Source organism: Mesorhizobium sp. LNJC391B00, assembly GCF_000502535.1.
Taxonomy (GTDB): Bacteria; Pseudomonadota; Alphaproteobacteria; order Rhizobiales; family Rhizobiaceae; genus Mesorhizobium.
Genome location: NZ_AYWI01000018.1, coordinates 12,420 through 28,119, shown reverse-complemented (window position 1 = coordinate 28,119; position 15,700 = coordinate 12,420). Strand labels below are relative to the sequence as shown.

Below are 15,700 nucleotides of genomic sequence, written 5' to 3'. Positions count from 1 at the left end.
CCGAACGCCGGAAGCTGCCAGCCCCGGACAACGTTATGGCGTCATTTGGTTGCGACGCCATCTGAATTGTCGGAACGACGGATCGATCAGAACTTGTAGTTCAGGCCGATCTTGATCGTATGGGCGTCGATCTTCACCCTTGCGTCGTTGCCCTCGATATCTGTCAAACGGACCTTGCCGAAGTCGAAGTACTGGTATTCCAGCTTCGTGGTCCATTTGTCGGCGAAGGCCCATTCGACACCGCCACCGATCGTATAGCCGAAGCGGCCTCCGCTCCTCGATGCGCTGCTGTCCGGGTCGGGCACCCCGTCAAAATCGAAAGTATCGCCATAACTCAATTTGTAGTGAGTCGCCGCCGCGCCGCCCTTGGCGTAGATCAGCAGCCTGTCGGTGGCGTAGCCCAGACGTGCCGTCAGATCGCCATAGACGCCCAGTTTCGCCGATCCGAAATTGTCCGGCTCTTCGACGATAGTCCTGTCGCCGTCGAGGCCGAGATAGCCCAGATCGGCTTCGACGCCATAGACAAATGCTCCGGACTGCCAGTTGTAACCGGCCTGAACGCCGCCGAGGAAGCCGTCGGTATCGACGTCATGGGTCTGACCAAGCTCCTCATCGAAGAAGGAATCCGTCTGGTCGACCGCGTCACCGCGTCCCCAGCCATAGCCGGCGTTGATGCCGACATAGCCACCCGACCAGACAAACCCTGCCGGTACGGTCTCAATCACGTCGGCGGCGAACGTCGCGCCGCAAGCCGAAATCAGGAAAGTGGATGCGAGAAGCAGACGTTTCATGAAACTCCCCAATGCAGTCGGAAAGAGCATAGCACAGACATGCAGTATTCATTAAGCTGCCCAAGCCGGAAAATCGGAAATTGTTGCAGAAAAAACAACTGTTTAGCCGAGACTTAATTAGCATCGCAACCGCAACGCAGATCTAAGCGATTCAAAGCGAACGCGCCATCTGCAGCAGCGCCAGCACCGACCGCCAGTTGCGCGCGGTGCCTGGCACTTTCAGCACGCGCGGGATCAGCCCGGCGAACACCGATTTGCCGAGCCCGTCTGGCGCCTTGAGGTAGAGCACGTCGCCCTTAACCTCGAAGCTTTCCGGGCCGGTGCATTTTTCGGCAAGCCTGGCGATCTCGTCCGCCGTCGGCTGGCGCTCCAGCGTGTAGGCGTGAAGCTTGGTCGGATCGCCGGCGACTTCCGGATAAGGATTCTCCTTCACCAACCGTTCGAACCAGGAGAGATCGCGCACCATGATGCGCGAGTGAAAGCCCCATTTTTTCTCGAAGGCCGCCTCTATCTGTTTGGTCAGCGTGGCGGCGTCGCCCTTCTTGGTCCGGAACACGACATTGCCGCTCTGCACATAGCCGGCGACATCGGTGAAGCCGAGCGCCTCGAAAAACGCCCGCAACTCCGCCATCTTGACGATGCGGTTGCCGCCGACATTGATGCCGGAAAACAGCGCGACGAACACGGCACCGCTCATATGATGAACCCGGCCAGGGTCTCGTTGTCGGTGATGTCCTGATAGTGGACGCCCTCGGCCTCGAAATTCGCCTTCAGCAGGTCGAAATTGCGCCGGTCCCTGGTTTCGATGCCGATTAGCACAGAGCCGAAATTGCGTGCCGATTTCTTCAGATATTCGAAGCGGGCGATATCATCGTCGGGACCGAGCAGTTCGAGGAAGTCGCGCAGCGCGCCCGGCCGCTGCGGAAAGCGGATGATAAAGTATTTCTTCAGCCCCTCGAAGCGCAGCGCCCGCTCCTTCACGTCGGGCAGCCGCTCGAAGTCGAAATTGCCGCCCGACACCACCGCAACGATGGTCTTGCCGCGGATTTCCTTGCGCGAAAAATCTTTCAACGCGTCGATCGCCAAGGCGCCGGCCGGCTCCAGCACCACGCCTTCGATGTTGAGCATCTCGATCATGGTGGCGCAGAGCCGGTTCTCCGGGATCAGCCGCACCGCATCGGCGGCGAACTCCTTGAGGTGGCGCAACGGCTCGCGGCCGATCTCGGCCACCGCCGCGCCGTCGACGAAATTGTCGACATTGGCGAGCCGGACGCGCTTGCCGCTGGCGAGGCTCTGATACAGGCTCGGCGCACCGGCCGGTTCGCAAAAGACGTACCGCGCGTCACGTTGCTGATCGGCGAAATAGTGCGTCACCCCCGCGGCCAGGCCACCGCCGCCAACCGGCAGCATGATGATGTCGGGCATGCGCGCGCCCGGCATTTGGTCGGCGATCTCATAGGCGACCGTCGCCTGCCCCTCGATAATGTCCTTGTGGTCGAAAGGCGGCACCATATGCGCGCCCGAACTTTCGGTGAATTCGAAGGCGGCGCGGTAGCAATCGTCGAAGAAATCGCCGACCAGCCGGATCTCGACGAACTCGCCGCCGAACAGCCGCGTCTTGTCGATCTTCTGCTGCGGCGTCGTCACCGGCATGAAGACCACGCCCTTCTTGCCGAAATGGCGGCAGACGAAGGCAAAGCCTTGCGCATGGTTGCCGGCCGAGGCGCAGACGAACAGCTCGGCCTCGTTGCCTGCGGCCAGCGCCTTGCGGAAAAAGTTGAAGGCGCCGCGGATCTTGTAGGAGCGCACCGGCGAAAGATCCTCGCGCTTCAAGAGCACCCGAGCCCCCGTCTTCTTCGACAAATAGTCGTTTTCCTGCAGCGGCGTTTCGGGAAAGATCTCGCGGATCGCGGCTGCGGCGGTGGCGACACGGGAGGAGAAACTGTTCATGGCGCCGTCACCTCTGGATCGAATGGTTCGAAGGCGAAGCCTATTGCACAAATCGCCGTTTGCGGCCACCGATGCCCGCTGGCCGCCGCTTTGATGCGCCGGATGAAATCCACTGGAGCCATCCTCATGCCTGTTTCGGCTGTCGCCCTGAAGACCGTAGACCTTCCTGAATTCGGCGAGCCGACCGTGATGCCGCTGCTTAAGCGCCAGACCTACGAAGCGCGCATCGATGCTCTACTGGCGCATGGGGTTAAAGCCGGGCTCGATGCCTTCGCCGTCTATGGCGACCGAGAGCACGCGGCCAATGTCGCCTATCTCAGTGGCTACGACCCTCGTTTCGAGGAGACCCTGCTGGTCATCGTCCCCGGCAGCCAGCCGAAACTTCTCGTCGGGAATGAAGGCTGGGGCTATGCCGAAATCTGCGACGGACCCTATGAGCGCGTGCTCTACCAGACCTTCTCGCTACCAGCGCAGCCACGCGACCGCTCCGCTTCCCTTGCCGACACGCTTGCCGCCTGCGGCCTGAAGACCGGGCAGAAAATCGGCGCCATCGGCTGGAAGCCGTTCGGGCCCGGCGATGGCGGCTTTGGCGAGACGACGCTCGACCTGCCGTCCTTCATCGCCGATACGCTGCGCACACTGGCCGGCGACAGAGGCGCGGTGGTCAACGCCGCCAACCTGTTGATGAACCCATCCGACGGCCTACGCGCCATCAACGAGGCAGACCAATTGGCGTCCTTCGAATTCGCCGCGACCTTTTCCTCGCAGGGCCTGCGCAACGTGCTTGGGAATATTCAGCCCGGCATGAGCGAATTGCAGGCCGCGCGGCTGATGGGGATCAACGGCCTGCCCCTGTGCTGCCACCCGATGCTGTCCGCCGGCAGGCGTGCGCCCTACGGCTTGCCTAGCCCGCGCCTCGACATCATCAAGCGCGGCGATCCCGTCACCATGGCCTATGGCATCCAGGGCTCGCTCAACGCCCGCGCCGGCTTCCTGGTCGAGAGCGCGGCCGAACTGCCGCGCGAGATAAGCGACTATGTCGAACAGCTGGTAGCGCCCTATTTCGCCGCCGTCGTCGACTGGTACGAGACCATCGGCATAGGCGTTGCCGGCGGAGCGCTTTGGAAAGCCGTGCATGACCGCATAGGCGACCCGTTCTTCGGCGTCTCGCTCAATCCCGGCCATCTCGTCCATATCGACGAATGGATGCATTCGCCGGTGTTTTCCGGCTCGGACATCAAGCTGCAATCGGGCATGGCGCTGCAGGTCGACATCATTCCGGCGACCGGAACCAGCTATTTCACCACCAACATCGAAGACGGTATCGCGCTTGCCGATGAGGCGTTGCGCGAGGAGATCGCGGCCCGTTATCCCGAGGCATGGCGCCGCATCGAGGCGCGCCGCGCCTTCATGGGCGATGTGCTCGGCATCAGGCTCAAGCCCGAGGTATTGCCCTTCTCCAACATCCCTGCGTTCCTGCCGCCATTCTGGCTTTCGCGCAACAGTGCGATGGCTGTGACCCGACGCTGACCACATTTCGGCTGGACACGACTTACTTCTGCCGCACTCTCACTGTCCGGGAGGTGTCGCGGAGGGTAGACGGGCCGAGGGTAGACAGGCCTTTGGGCCTCAAAGTGAATTCTAAGTGAATTCATCTTTCGATTGGAATTTTGACGTGCGTTTGAAGACGATTTGCATTCTTGCACTTGCCCTGTTGATCGCCGGCTGCGGCGGCCGCAAAACCGAGGAACTGCTCGGCAGCGCCGTCATGTCCACGCCGGTGACCGAAATCTCGGGCAATCACTCGATCTTCATTGCCACCACACGCAAGAAATCCGACGATCCCAACAAAGTTTTCGACGGCGAACGCTCGGCGACGCTGAACTACGCCCGCGTCACCGTCACCGTTCCCGGCATCCACCAGACCGGCCAGATCGAGCGCCGCTCGCGCGGCAGGTCCAACGACCCGGCGAAGTACTTCATGGCTTCCGAGGTCGTCGGCTACGATGCGCAGCCGAAATTCTCCAGTGCGCTCAATGCCGACATCGCCGCGCGCGGCGGCCGCGTCATGGTCTTCGTGCATGGCTACAACACCGGCTTCGACGACGCGGTCTACCGCCTGACCCAGATCGTCCACGATTCCGGCTATCCCGGCACGCCGGTGCTGTTTTCCTGGGCATCGGGCGCCAGAACCACCGACTATGTCTATGACAAGGAAAGCGCCAGCGCCGCCCGCGATCAGCTGGAGGTGACATTGCGCATGCTGCAGCAGTCCGGCGCGCGGCGCATCGACATCGTCGCCCACTCGCTCGGAACCTGGGTGACCATGGAAACGCTGCGCCAGATGGCCATCACCGGCGACCGCGATCTCGGCGGCAAGCTCGGCGATGTCGTGCTGGCCTCTCCCGACATCGACGTCGACGTCTTCAAGAGCCAGATGCGCCGCTACGGCAAGCCGGACAAGCCGTTCATCCTGCTGCTCTCCGACGACGACCGTGCGCTGCGGCTCTCAGGCCTGATTGCCGGATCGCGGCCACGCGTCGGCGACTACAAGGATGCCGCCGACCTCGCCGCTTATGGCGTCACCGTGGTCGACCTCTCCAAGGTCAAGGGAGGCGACAGCTTCAACCACACCAAGTTCGCCGACAATCCCGAACTGGTGAAGATGATCGGCCAGCGGCTGCGCGAGGATGACGGCTTTGCCAGCGACCAGACGGTGACCGACCGCATCAGCGCGCTCGGACAATAAGGCTGTTGCCTTGCGGCCACCGTCGCCGCGTGAGGTCGCGAATGCCGCTCGGCCGATCACTTTCAACTGGACCGGGCCGGTCTCTGCCTCTACGACATTGAAATCGGCGCCAATGCGCCAGCGGGAGCCCGCGTGAACGAGCGTTGGAAGACTGTCCTGGTCCTTGCGTTCGCGCTCGCTGCCGCCGGCTGCGCCGGCCCGAACACCCATGACCTGTTGAACAAGACGACGGTTTCGGTGCCTGCCTCCGACATCGCGGGCACCCACGAAATCTTCGTCGCCACCACCCGCAAGCAGGCGACCAAGGACCCACGCCAGGTGTTCGATGGCGATCGCTCGCTGACCACCAGCTACGCCCGCGTCGACGTCACCGTGCCGAAGGTCCACCAGGTCGGCGCCATCGAGCGCGCCAAGGGCTCGGCCAATTCGAACCCGGCCAAGCAATTCACCGCCACGGATGTCGTCCACTATGGCGACGCCTCGCAATTCGCCAAGGCCGTCGGCGCCAACATCGCCATGAATGGCGACCGCGCGCTTGTCTTCGTCCACGGCTTCAACAACGGCTTCGACGATGGGGTCTACCGGCTGACGCAGATCGCCCACGACACCGAATATCCGGGTACGCCGATCTTGTTTTCGTGGGCTTCGAGCGGCAAGACCACGGGCTATATCTACGACAAGGACAGCGCCAACGCCGCGCGCGACGACCTCGAGGCGACGCTCAGGATGCTCGCCAAGACAAACGTCAAGAGCATCGACATCATCGCGCATTCGATGGGAACCTGGGTGACGATGGAAGCGCTGCGCCAGCTCGCCATCACCGGCGACCGCGATCTCGACGGCAAGCTCGGCCGTGTCGTCCTGGCATCGCCCGATATCGATGTCGACGTCTTCAAGAAGCAGATGATCCGCTACGGCAAGCCCGACAGGCCGTTCGTCATCCTGCTTTCCGCCGACGACCGTGCTCTGCGATTGTCCAGCCTGATATCCGGTGACAAGCCGCGCGTCGGCGACTACGGCAACGCCGCCGACATTGCCAGCTACGGCGTGGTCGTGGCCGACCTCAGCCAGATCAAGGGCGGCGACCGCCTGAACCACGCCAAATTCGCCGACAACCCGTTCCTGGTGCAATTGCTCGGCGACCGTCTGCGCGCTCCAGCCGGCCTGGCATCGGACGAACCCACGCAGGGCCAGATCGACAATCTCGGCCAAGGCATCGGCAAGGCCGTCGGCTCCGTCGCCGAGATCATCATCACCACGCCATTCAAGGTGCTGACCATCGCCACCGGCGGATGAGAGCCAAGCACCGGGCTGATCTCAGATAAAAAGATCGACCTTCTGGAACGTCGTCACGTCGATCAGGCCGACATCGGAAATCCTGAGCTCCGGAATGACGACCAGCGCCAGCAGCGAGTGCTGCATGTAGGCGTTGTTGAGCGAGCAGCCCATCTTGCGCATCGCCTCGGTCAGTTTCTCCGCCTTGGCCGCCACGATTTCCGCCCGCTCGTCCGACATCAGCCCGGCGATCGGCATTTCGACAAGCGCCAGTTCCTTGCCCTTCGAAAACAGCACCACGCCCCCGCCGACCTCGCCCAGCCGGTTGACGGCCAGCGCCATGTCTTCCTTGTTGGTGCCGACGCAGATGATGTGGTGGGCATCATGCGCGACGCTCGACGCCATGGCGCAGTCGCCCATATAGCCGAAGCCGGAGACGAAGGCATTGGTGACGCCTCCGGTGCCGCGGTGGCGCTCGACCAGCGCGATCTGGCAGATGTCGTTGCGGCGGTCCATGGCGACCAGCCCGTCCTCGACCGGCAGGTCGGCCTCCAGCGCCCGCGTCGGCGCCTGGTTTTCGATCACGCCGATGACCCGCACCCGCACCTCGTTGGCGCCCTTGGGCGCCGCAATGTCGAAGTCGCCTGGCTTCAGCTTCTTGCCGAGCTTGACGGTGTTCTTCGCCGATTTGGGGTAATCATAGGCCGGAATGTCGATCTCGAGCTTGCCGCCCTTGGCCAGCCTGATACCGCGGCCATAGACCTCGTCGATGGTCATGGCGGCAAGATCGGAGACGATCAGCAGATCGGCCAGCCGTCCCGGCGCGATCGAGCCCAGTTCGCGCTCCAGCTTGAAATGCTGGGCGGTATTCAGCGTCGCCATCTGGATCGCCGTCACCGGCTTCAATCCCTGTTGGATGGCGTGGCGCACCACCCGGTCCATATGGCCTTCATGCACCAGCGTGCCGGAATGGCTGTCGTCGGTGCACAGGATGAAGTTGCGCGGGTCGAGACCGCTCTCGGTCACCGCCTTGATCTGCGAGGCAACATCGTACCAGGCCGAGCCCAGCCGCAGCATTGCCTTCATACCCTGGCGCACACGGGCGATTGCGTCCTCGGCGCGTGTGCCTTCATGGTCGTCCTCCGGCCCGCCGGCGACATAGCCATGGAACGGCAGGCCGAGATCGCGCGACGCATAGTGGCCGCCGACCGTCTTGCCCGCTCGCACCGTGGCGGCGATCTCGCCCGACATCACCGGATCGTTGGCCACGACACCGGGAAAATTCATCACTTCGCCGAGCCCGATGATGTTTTCCCAGGTCATCGCCTCGGTGACATCGGCGACCGTCAGTTCGGCCCCGGCATGCTCCAGACCCGGCGCCGACGGCACGCAGGACGGCATCTGGACGTGCACGTTGATCGGCATGGCGACGGCCTCGTCATGCATCAGCCGCACGCCGGGCAGGCCCAGCACGTTGGCGATCTCATGCGGATCGATGAACATCGAGGTGGTGCCGTGCGGGATCACGGCGCGGCAGAACTCGGTGACGGTCACCATGCCGCTCTCGACATGCATGTGCGCGTCGCACAGGCCGGGCACGAGATAGCGGCCGCCGGCGTCGACCACCTTGGTGCCCTGGCCGATGGCATGGCTGGCATTCGGCCCGCAATAGGCGAAGCGGCCGCCGGCAACGGCGATGTCGGTGCCGGCTATGATTTCGCCGGAGTGCACGTTCACCCAGCGGCCGTTGCGAATGACGAGATCGGCAGGCTTGCGCCCCGTCGCGACGTCGACCAGATGCGTCGCCATCTCGGTCCAGGGCTTGGGTTTCGTCGCCGACGGCTGCTTGGCCATGAAAGACTCCTGTTTGCCCGACTGTGCCAAGCCGGCAACGTTTTGACCAGCGATTGCGGACGAAATCCGGTCAATGAGAACTCGCCCGGGCGGATGCGCTGCACCTGTTCACCCCGACGACAGCATCAACGGTGCAGTCATTCAGTTTGGCTTGTGCCGGCACTTATGCTACTATTCTGGCGATGGTGCTGATTTGCGCCGACGACCCGCCGCGAGGCGGGTTTTTGTTGTGATGAGCCCGAAACCTCCTGAGGTGAAGTCATGATCCGGTTCCTGAAAGCATTCGCCTTCGTCACCCTGTTCCTGATCTCGTCCGGCTTTGCATCCGCCGAGGAGCGTTGGCAGACCTTGCCGGAGCCGGCGGCGATGCCCAAACCGGATCAGAGCGGATATGCGCCGGTCAACGGCATTCAGATGTACTATGCCGTTTTCGGCGCCGGTGATCCGATTCTCCTGATTCATGGCGGCCTTGGCCATGGCGACATCTGGGCAAGCCAGGTGGCGACCATGTCCAAGACGCACAAGGTTATCATCGCCGACAGCCGCGGCCATGGCCGCTCTGCCCGCACCGAGCAGCCTTACGGCTATGACCTCATGGCGTCGGACTATCTTGCGCTGCTCGACTATCTCAAGATCGACAAGACCGCTCTTGTCGGCTGGAGCGACGGCGGCATTATCGGCATCGACATCGCGCTGCATCATCCGGAGCGGCTGACACGGCTCTTTGCGCAGGCCGCCAACGTCACCACCGATGGCGTCGATCCGGGTGTGCTGACCAACAAGACCTTTGCCGCCTATATCGACCGCTCGGGCCGCGACTACAAGAAACTGTCGAAGACTCCCGACCAGTACGATGCCTTCGTGGCGCAGATCAGCCACATGTGGGAGTCGGAGCCGGCCTGGACCAAGGAACAGCTCGGCAAGATAACCACGCCGACCGCGATCGTTGCCGGCGACCATGACGAGGCGATCAAGCGCGAACACACCGAATACATGGCCTCCGTCATTCCGGGCGCCAAGCTCATCATCCTGCCCAACGCCAGTCATTTCGCCATGCTGCAGGCGCCGGACGAATATAGTCAGGCGGCGCTGGACTTCATTGACGCCAAATAGCGCCCCCAGCTAGAGCACCCAGCGCAGCAACGGGTGCATTCCGATTGTTGAACAATGGGTTCCGTTTTGCGGCGAATAGGATTACCTTCCGACAAGGCGCCTTCTGAACCGCCTTTTCGGAGAACTCGATGCGCTGTCTGACGATTGCCAGTGCCGGATTTCTGATTGCTCTGGCCGCGCCGGCATTCGCCGCCGACCCGATGGCGGTGCCGATGACCGAACCAGGCTTCGACTGGACCGGCTACTATGCCGGCCTGCAGGCCGGCTACGGCTGGGGCCAGTCCGACATATCAGTGACGGAAGGCGCGCCGTTTTCCATCTCGCCCGACATTGACGGCGGTTTCGTCGGGGCCCATGTCGCCGGCCTGTGGCAGTTCGACCAGGCAGTGCTCGGCGCCGAGGCGGAGCTCAATTATTCCGCCGTCGACGGTACGGCCGTATCAGGCCTTGGAAGCACATTCCGCACGGACATCAAGTGGTTCGGATCTGTCGACGCCAAAGCGGGCTTCGCCATGGACCGCGTGCTGGTCTACGGCGTCGGCGGCGTCGCCTTTGCCGGCATCGAAACTTCGCAAGTCGCGGGCGCGTCGTTCGCCGGCACACGCACCAATGTCGGCTGGACCTTGGGTGCCGGCGTCGACTACGCGCTGACCGACAAATTCATCGTCGGCGCGCAATATCGCTATTACGATTTCGGCTCCGAGCACTATGACGTGGCGGAACCCTTCAACGATCGCGATCAGGATGTGAAGCTGAACGCGGTCGGTATCAATCTCAGCTACAAATTCTGAGCGTTCTCGGCGACTGAGATTTTCGCGACAACCAAGCGTTTTGAAATCACGAACCACCTTTCATGAGTTCGACACTCGGCAAAAGATGGCTTGACGGGTTTTCGCTGGCGTCTGAAAAGGGCTGGCCTGCGGACGTGGCGGAATTGGTAGACGCAAGGGACTTAAAATCCCTCGATCTCTGATCGTACGGGTTCGATTCCCGTCGTCCGCACCAATTGAAATACTTAGGATTCGTTCTGTACGAACTGACTGGCTACCATAGAAAAGGCTGACGCGGGTAGCCGTAGGGCAGCCGGGATACAAAGCCGGGAACTGCCATGCTGGATTTTCAAGACTTGGTCGCTCATTGGGAAGCTCTGCTAAATCAGCAGTTAAGGCCGAGATGCAGGAAAGCCTAAGCCTAGACTTCAAGACACCTGCGGTTGGAAAACAGGGGCCCGCTTTCACAGCTCACGAACAACCAACTAAGGATGGTCGGGCGGCGTTGGCAAAAGCACTGTCAGCCTTCCAATTCGGCCGGTGGTGTTTTGGTGTTCGGTATTGGCTGCCGTAAGAACAGTGACGGGCTGACTGCGCAACTGCGCTTGAGCCAATCCCGAACTGGAAAGTAGCCCCTTCGGTCGTAAGCTCGGCAGTTGGGGATCTACTGCAGCCGAAAAACGACGGTATCCGTGTCCGGATTTGCATCGAATGCCGACCAAAACGCCGGTTTCATAGTCATCGACGTGCCACGGTCGGAACGTCGACCACACCGCAGCGATCAAATGCTATATTAGAAGCGTGCTGGTAGCTCTTCATACGCTATGGAGCATGTCGACATCGAGGATGCCTTCCGAAGGATCTCCGTACGGGAACTTACAATGACATGAGAAATACGCGTCGTCCGGCCTTAACGGTCATTATGACATCAGGATGTGGCTGCAGAACGTCTCAAAGACCTTTGCGAGCCGCTTATCATATCGATGCCACTAGGCTTGGCTTTGATAAATCGCATTGGCAGAGAAGAGGGACAAAACTGAAGAGGTTTTAACACTCTTGCTGGAATACCTGCTGCAACACTCCTGTCGGTAGCGACCGACCGCGCGGCCAGGCCAAGGCACTCCCTTAGGAGCCGGCTGGGGCCGCAGCGGCCTCAACCCGGTGGGCATGCTCCGTCGCGATTTTAAGAAGAGTTGCAGCCGTTTCCTGTGGCGTCCAACCTTGCGCTTCTGACGCAGTCACCAAGGCTGCAAACGCGGCTTCTAGTGCGACTTCACAGTTCACCTCACGGTCTGGGCTATCCTCTGGCAATATCGGGGGTTCGACGGATTGGGACATCGTGACTTCTTTCAAAGGGGAAAAACCCGCCGCCCCAGCCTTTTGCCACTTAAAAATTTCAGCAAAGGATCATTCCAGCTATCAGCAGCGTGATTAGAACTGACAACGGAACGGCCAGAAGACCGACCAACTCAACATTTTTTGTGTTTTGTCGCTTGTCCATCTTCGTCGCCCGCATGTCGTTGGCATTGGCATCTTGCCGTCAACGTGCACCTGTTGGAACCAACTACAAGTGCCGCTGATCGGAGATTCAGTCGGTGCTGCATATTAGCAACACGTTGTGGAACGATCGGGCGGCATCAGCCAATTGCTTTTGAATGCGCTTGCACTTGCTTCGTACGATTCCGTACAGTTTCCCCCATAGGGGGAGGCGGCCGATGGACCATGACGAGGAAGGCTACAGCATTGACGCCTTCGATTTCGATGTGGTGTGCGAGACCTTCAGGAGATCCGTTCGGGAGTTGAACCTGGCTGAAGAGCATTGGGTAGACCACGCGAAGGCGCTGCTACGGGAATTCACCGACAGCGCACCTGATGACGACATGATTAGCCGGATCGTCGGGCGCTAGTGGCCTATACAGCGGTAGTTGGTTAGAATCGTACCCCGGTCCTGCCACGGAAACCTTTTCCAAGGTTTGCCGCGTCATAGAGGCATCACAGAAGCTCCTGGAACAGATTGCCCAGCGCGGAGGGCCCTATAACGAAAAAGCTCGCCACCGTGAGGCAGCGGGCAGTTTTGGGAGAAACAGAAATGGGAACAATGGACCCCCGAATTGCCAACGGGCCATCGCCAATGCCGTCAGAGAGCCCTGCCTGGACGTGTGGCGTCCTGTCCGGCCCTCGCCATTGATTTCGTCGGCAAGCTTGTCTTTGGCCTCGTGATAGGTCTTGAAGTTGGCATCGGGATGGCAATCGCCGGCTGCCAAGGAGGCCGGCCGCTGGCCGACCCATCAGTCAGGCGTCCGTAGCCAGAGCGTTATAAAGCAGCAAACACGCCAGGATAGGAACGGCGCTGCCTAGCAGCTGGTCTGCCGTGAGGCCGGAAAAATAGACAAGATGAAACGTCACCATCGCTCTACCAATCACGGTTCGGAACACTGCCGAATTAACGGTTAGCCGACGCTAATGTTCCGCTCTGGACTCACTACCGCTTTGGAAGAATCCTGCATCAGCGCCCCGCCGACCTTGATCTCAACGTCGGTGCCACAAGGCTTTCCTTCGTTCGCATGGTTCGCAGAGATTAGCACGATCGCATACTCTCATCTCATCCGGCGTCGTCTCCCTCACAAAGCAGCGCCGGTAAGGCTCGGCGACCTTCTTGTTTGTCCGTGTGCCAAAGGAGGTCGCCGGGCCTGCCGTTGCTCATCTTTGCTGGTGGTTGCTCCTGATGGCTGCGCTTGGCGCCGTCGCCCTACTGCTACCTGCGGGGTAAGGCCGGCGAGCCCTCTTGTCAGGCAGTCCGGCATGTAGGATTATAGTCCTCGTTGCGGCGACCCCTCAATGGAGAGCGCCAATGGCCAGAACCAAACCTTCGGAACAACTTTCCCGGGCTGAAATCGAGCGCTTCCTGGCGGCAGCCGAAGCGCTGCACAAGAGCATCGTCGGGCCGCTCCTGGCGTACCACGGCGAGCACTACCAAGCTCTACGTAAGGTCCATGGACCCCTGTTGAAGTCGATCGAGACCATCACCGGCCAGAGGGCGAAGTTCATCCAGTGGAACGGGACAGGACCGGCACAGCCCCGGGACAAGCCTCCGGGCTAAGTCTCCTCCCGGAAATCCAGCAGCTTGGCATGGCGAAGCTTCTCCTCGCCCTTTAGGAACCGCACGCGGCCGACTAGGCCCGGCTTTAGCCATTCGGCCTTGTCACTCTTGAGCCCTTTCGGCGCCGGCCCGCCAATCTTGCCTTGCACGCGGTCCCATAGGCGCTGGCGCTTGTCCGCCTTGAAGGTGACGAAGGCGCCGCCGGCATAGTGGCCTTTGTCGGCCATCAGCACCATGGCAGGCTTGCCGGCCTCGCGCTGCACGCCGACGATGTCCATCTCCTTTTCGGCATAGCACTTGATCTTGCGCCAGTTCGTCGTCGGACCCGACCGATACTTGCTGCCCTTCCGCTTTGAAACGATACCTTCAAGCCCAGCCTGGTCGACCAGATGAAAGACGGCGTCGCCAGTGCCCGGCATCGCTTCGCTGAACTGGATTCGGCCGCCGTCCGGGATCAACGCCCGGAGGATCTCGCGACGGTCTTCCACCGGCGTGTCCCGCAAGTCATGCCCGTTCAGATGCAAGAGGTCGAATGCTGGCAGATACAGATCGCGCGACGGCTTGCGGCTGGTCGCGGCTGATTGATGCGCATGGAAGTCGGATAGGCCAGCCTCATTGATCGTAATGGTCTCGCCGTCGATGATGAAGTCTTTCGCCTCGATCGCTTCCGCCTCACCGGCAAGTTGGATGTAGCGGCCCGTCCAATCATAACCGTTCTTGGTGATCAGCCGAATCCCGTCATCATCCTTGATGACCTGGGTGCGGTAGCCATCGAATTTGATCTCATGAATCCAATCATCGCCCATCGGCGGCGTGTCGACCAGTTCGGGTTCCATGGGCTTGATGAATTTCAGACGCATGCACTGACTCGCAGAACCACGACTTCAATTAGCTATCGCTAAATTAGTTCCGGAACATTTTAGACGAATTGGATGTTTGAAGGGCTATGAAGATCGAAGCCGACCAATGCCGGGCAGCGCTGACGCTCATCCGGCGCACAATGGAAGAGCACTGTCCTCCTGGCGTGCTGCCGAGCGAAGAGATGGTCAATGGGCTCTATGGTCCGGAACTGATCCATGAGGCGGAAGCCATTGCCGCCGGCATCGTCGCAACCATTGACCAGCTGCAATTGCCCGTGATGAAACCGCCGTCCCCTAGTATCAAATAGAGACCGACACAGGGAAGGTCGCTTGGCCGCGCGATCGTGGGCTCGCAACGACCGGCGAGGCGATGCCGGCCCCACCAAGGGTTACAGCCCCTCGACCAGCAGCGAAGGCGGCTCGCGGCAGTGCAACGCCCGAAGTGTTTCGAGACGACGATGTCCACCGAGCGTAGCCAGCGCGCGTTGTGCTGCACAAGGACCGAGGCAGCGGCACGGCCGCCCGGGCTACTCCAAAGGCGGCTCTTCGCTCTGTGGAGCCAAAACGGTGATATCCATCCTGGCGATTGTCGATGCGGCGCGCCCCTGGGCGCCAGAATCCGTGTCGCCACTTTCTGCCGCCATTGCCTTGGCGCGATGTCCTACGCTGTCTGCGCTTTTGCCTGGCGCAAATCCTTCGCCCGGTTCTGTCTTTGCGGGTTTCGGTCGAGTTTCAGCTGCCTGCCGATGTTGGTTTCCAATCGCCGAGACCATTGATACCTCCCCTTCATGAGGCCGCGACTGTACCTGTCAAGGCTGTAGCGAGGCTGATCACTTAAGTGGTCGGGTTGCGCCCGCTCGTCGTGGCCCTCCGATCACTGGGCTCTCGATGCCTTGGCGCTCGCGGACGTCTGGTCGGGTGGGAAGTTCAAACTCAGCCGCCCTTTGCGGCACCGGCTTCGCCCGACAACTAGGAACGATTTCGGCCGCCATGTGTTACGCAATCATGAATCTCGCGGATCCCGGATCAACAATGGCAACCGATCTTTTCACGATGCAACTCGCTGATGCTCAGCAGCGCATCAAACAGACCGAGTTCGCGCTGGTACTCAGCGAGAAAATGGTGGCTGAGAACCTCGCTTTATCCAGCAGGATACGATCGGCGAGGCGGCGTGTCCTGAAGGGCGGAAGGCCTCTGGCGACAGTCGACTCAACAAGCTGAAAGAGTTCTTCAAATGA

At 61.1% G+C, this 15,700-nt stretch carries 14 protein-coding genes and 1 tRNA gene; 10 read left to right on the top strand and 5 right to left on the bottom strand.

Features of this window, described 5'->3' with window-relative positions:
* Nucleotides 1-86: 86 nt before the first annotated feature.
* The 3 genes from X750_RS137040 to ilvA all read right to left on the bottom strand — a co-directional run bounded on the left by X750_RS137040 (nt 87) and on the right by ilvA (nt 2,741).
* Entirely contained in the window at nt 87-791 is a 705-nt protein-coding gene (locus tag X750_RS137040; RefSeq protein ID WP_023706612.1) for an outer membrane protein, read from the bottom strand.
* A 151-nt stretch (nt 792-942) separates the two neighbouring features.
* On the bottom strand, nt 943-1,488 hold the full coding sequence (locus tag X750_RS137045; RefSeq protein ID WP_023748759.1) for a DUF1697 domain-containing protein: 546 nt from the start codon (nt 1,486-1,488) through the stop codon (nt 943-945).
* A complete protein-coding gene (ilvA, locus tag X750_RS137050) occupies nt 1,485-2,741 on the bottom strand; it encodes a threonine ammonia-lyase IlvA (RefSeq protein WP_023706610.1) in 1,257 nt (418 codons plus the stop codon). Before ilvA ends, X750_RS137045 begins: the two co-directional genes overlap by 4 nt.
* A gap of 126 nt (nt 2,742-2,867) precedes the next feature.
* Between ilvA and X750_RS137055 the strand changes: the two genes are divergently transcribed.
* The 3 genes from X750_RS137055 (at nt 2,868) to X750_RS137065 (ending at nt 6,786) form a co-directional block, all read left to right on the top strand.
* Nucleotides 2,868-4,271 (top strand): hypothetical protein, encoded by a 1,404-nt coding sequence (locus tag X750_RS137055; RefSeq protein ID WP_023738944.1) that lies wholly within the window; start codon nt 2,868-2,870, stop codon nt 4,269-4,271.
* Between the two features lie 145 nt (nt 4,272-4,416).
* A complete protein-coding gene (locus tag X750_RS137060; protein ID WP_023706608.1) occupies nt 4,417-5,490 on the top strand; it encodes an alpha/beta hydrolase in 1,074 nt (357 codons plus the stop codon).
* A 132-nt stretch (nt 5,491-5,622) separates the two neighbouring features.
* Complete coding sequence (locus tag X750_RS137065; protein ID WP_023706607.1) at nt 5,623-6,786, top strand: alpha/beta hydrolase; 1,164 nt, start codon at nt 5,623-5,625, stop codon at nt 6,784-6,786.
* Nucleotides 6,787-6,807: 21 nt separating this feature from the next.
* Here X750_RS137065 and ade read toward each other — a convergent pair whose 3' ends face one another.
* Nucleotides 6,808-8,619: an adenine deaminase gene (gene ade, locus X750_RS137070; protein ID WP_023738945.1), complete on the bottom strand. Its 1,812-nt coding sequence runs from the start codon at nt 8,617-8,619 to the stop codon at nt 6,808-6,810.
* 261 nt (nt 8,620-8,880) lie between these two features.
* Between ade and X750_RS137075 the strand changes: the two genes are divergently transcribed.
* From X750_RS137075 to X750_RS137090, 5 genes are all read left to right on the top strand, one after another.
* Nucleotides 8,881-9,732, top strand: a complete 852-nt coding sequence (locus X750_RS137075) for an alpha/beta hydrolase (protein ID WP_023735346.1) — start codon at nt 8,881-8,883, stop codon at nt 9,730-9,732.
* Nucleotides 9,733-9,860: 128 nt separating this feature from the next.
* A complete protein-coding gene (locus X750_RS137080) occupies nt 9,861-10,523 on the top strand; it encodes an outer membrane protein (RefSeq protein ID WP_023695400.1) in 663 nt (220 codons plus the stop codon).
* Between the two features lie 128 nt (nt 10,524-10,651).
* Nucleotides 10,652-10,737, top strand: a tRNA-Leu gene (locus tag X750_RS137085).
* 1,480 nt (nt 10,738-12,217) lie between these two features.
* Nucleotides 12,218-12,409, top strand: coding sequence for a hypothetical protein (locus X750_RS0133835; protein ID WP_023667524.1), 192 nt, complete (start codon nt 12,218-12,220; stop codon nt 12,407-12,409).
* A 944-nt stretch (nt 12,410-13,353) separates the two neighbouring features.
* Complete coding sequence (locus X750_RS137090; RefSeq protein ID WP_023695401.1) at nt 13,354-13,602, top strand: hypothetical protein; 249 nt, start codon at nt 13,354-13,356, stop codon at nt 13,600-13,602.
* Here X750_RS137090 and X750_RS137095 read toward each other — a convergent pair.
* Nucleotides 13,599-14,462 carry an ATP-dependent DNA ligase gene (locus X750_RS137095; protein WP_023748756.1) on the bottom strand — a complete coding sequence of 288 codons (864 nt, stop codon included), beginning with the start codon at nt 14,460-14,462 and terminating at the stop codon, nt 13,599-13,601. The genes X750_RS137090 and X750_RS137095 overlap by 4 nt on opposite strands.
* A gap of 86 nt (nt 14,463-14,548) precedes the next feature.
* Here X750_RS137095 and X750_RS137100 point away from each other — a divergent pair, with 86 nt between their 5' ends.
* Complete coding sequence (locus X750_RS137100) at nt 14,549-14,770, top strand: hypothetical protein (RefSeq protein ID WP_023681532.1); 222 nt, start codon at nt 14,549-14,551, stop codon at nt 14,768-14,770.
* 724 nt (nt 14,771-15,494) lie between these two features.
* The gene (locus X750_RS137105; RefSeq protein ID WP_031243635.1) at nt 15,495-15,683 is read left to right on the top strand and encodes a hypothetical protein; all 189 of its coding nucleotides are present in this window, start codon (nt 15,495-15,497) and stop codon (nt 15,681-15,683) included.
* Nucleotides 15,684-15,700: the final 17 nt, after the last annotated feature.

Coding starts and splice junctions, on each gene's coding strand:
- X750_RS137105 (WP_031243635.1), top strand. CDS start 15,495: ATGGCAACCGATCTTTTCACGATGCAACTCGCTGATGCTCAGCAGCGC.
- X750_RS137080 (WP_023695400.1), top strand. CDS start 9,861: ATGCGCTGTCTGACGATTGCCAGTGCCGGATTTCTGATTGCTCTGGCC.
- X750_RS137045 (WP_023748759.1), bottom strand. CDS start 1,488: ATGAGCGGTGCCGTGTTCGTCGCGCTGTTTTCCGGCATCAATGTCGGC.
- X750_RS0133835 (WP_023667524.1), top strand. CDS start 12,218: ATGGACCATGACGAGGAAGGCTACAGCATTGACGCCTTCGATTTCGAT.
- X750_RS137075 (WP_023735346.1), top strand. CDS start 8,881: ATGATCCGGTTCCTGAAAGCATTCGCCTTCGTCACCCTGTTCCTGATC.
- X750_RS137040 (WP_023706612.1), bottom strand. CDS start 791: ATGAAACGTCTGCTTCTCGCATCCACTTTCCTGATTTCGGCTTGCGGC.
- ade (WP_023738945.1), bottom strand. CDS start 8,619: ATGGCCAAGCAGCCGTCGGCGACGAAACCCAAGCCCTGGACCGAGATG.
- X750_RS137095 (WP_023748756.1), bottom strand. CDS start 14,462: ATGCGTCTGAAATTCATCAAGCCCATGGAACCCGAACTGGTCGACACG.
- X750_RS137090 (WP_023695401.1), top strand. CDS start 13,354: ATGGCCAGAACCAAACCTTCGGAACAACTTTCCCGGGCTGAAATCGAG.
- ilvA (WP_023706610.1), bottom strand. CDS start 2,741: ATGAACAGTTTCTCCTCCCGTGTCGCCACCGCCGCAGCCGCGATCCGC.
- X750_RS137055 (WP_023738944.1), top strand. CDS start 2,868: ATGCCTGTTTCGGCTGTCGCCCTGAAGACCGTAGACCTTCCTGAATTC.
- X750_RS137100 (WP_023681532.1), top strand. CDS start 14,549: ATGAAGATCGAAGCCGACCAATGCCGGGCAGCGCTGACGCTCATCCGG.